At 61.1% G+C, this 1,435-nt stretch carries 1 protein-coding gene; it reads left to right on the top strand.

Annotated features, from left to right (window positions below):
• Window positions 1-121: 121 nt before the first annotated feature.
• A complete protein-coding gene (locus CV023_RS18675; protein WP_230748577.1) occupies window positions 122-1,432 on the top strand; it encodes an ISL3 family transposase in 1,311 nt (436 codons plus the stop codon).
• Window positions 1,433-1,435 lie beyond the last annotated feature (3 nt).

Raw genomic sequence — 1,435 nt, 5'->3', positions numbered from 1 at the left:
GGCTCTTCGTAAACGAGAGTGTAGGTCGGTGATTCCAGATCACGGCGTGGCGTTGCCCGGATAGACGTCGAGGTCTTCCGATGATGGAAGTTCTCACACAACCCATCCGAAAGACCTCGACGTGGCCAAGCCTACTTTCTCGACCCCTGACCTCACGATCTTCGCCCGCCTCGACACCCTCGACCTGACCTGTATCGGCCAGCACATCACCGGCCACAAAGCCATTTTGGAATGCCGACCCAATACTGCTGATGACTGGTGCCGACGGTGTGGTGGCCACGGGCTCGTCCGCGATACCGTCGTCCGTCGTCTCGCCCACGAACCTTTCGGCCACCGGCCCACAACGCTCCACGTCCGAGTTCGTCGCTACAAATGCGTCGAGTGCGGCCGCGTATGGCGGCAAGACACCACTGCTGCGGCACCACCACGAGCGAAGATCTCGCGAACCGGCCTCGACTGGGCGCTGCGTGCTCTTGTCATCGATCACGACACCGTGTCGGTCATTGCTGTGAAGCTCGCAGTGTCCTGGCACACCGCGAACTCCGCGGTCCTCGCTGAAGGCCACAGGCTGTTGATCAACGACCCGACCCGATTCGACGGGGTCAGCGTCATCGGCGTGGATGAACACGTCTGGAGGCACACCAGGCGCGGTGACAAGTACGTCACCGTCATCATCGACCTGACTCCCATCAGTGCAGGAACTGGCCCGGCACGTCTGCTCGACATGGTGCCGGGACGGTCGAAGCAGGTGTTCAAGCAATGGTTGAAAGCTCGTCCGCAGGACTGGCGTGATGACATCGACGTCGTCGCGATGGACGGATTCTCTGGATTCAAAACAGCCTCAGTCGAGGAACTGCCCGATGCTGTCGAAGTCATGGACCCCTTCCACGTCGTCAAGCTCGCCGGCGACGCCCTCGATGAGGTACGCCGCCGTGTTCAACAGGAGACCACCGGCCGCCGCGGACGAGCGAAAGACCCGCTGTATCGGGCGAGAAGGACCCTGCACACCGGTGCTGATCTGCTCACGAGACGACAACAGGAAAGAATTGCCAATCTCTTCGCCGATCCGAACTTCACCGAGGTCGAAGTCACCTGGGCCGTCTACCAAGACATCGTGGCCGCTTATCGGGCCGAGGACCGTAGCGGAGGCAAGAAGTCCTTGCAGACTGTCATCGACGCCTTGTCGGCGGGTCTGCCCGCTGGGTTGGTTGAGTTGAAGCGGTTGGGGAGAACGTTGAAGCGGCGTGCGACGGACGTGCTGGCGTTCTTCACTCGGCCCGGAACGTCGAACGGGCCCACCGAATCGATCAATGGCAGGCTCGAACACCTTCGGGGATCAGCCCTCGGGTTCCGCAACCTCACGCATTACATCGCGAGGTGCTTACTCGAGTCCGGTGGTTTCAGACCGGTTCTACACTCTCGTTTACGATGAGCC

Source organism: Brevibacterium sp. CCUG 69071, from assembly GCF_021023135.1.
GTDB lineage: Bacteria > Actinomycetota > Actinomycetes > Actinomycetales > Brevibacteriaceae > Brevibacterium.
This window is presented reverse-complemented; position numbering and strand designations above follow the sequence as displayed.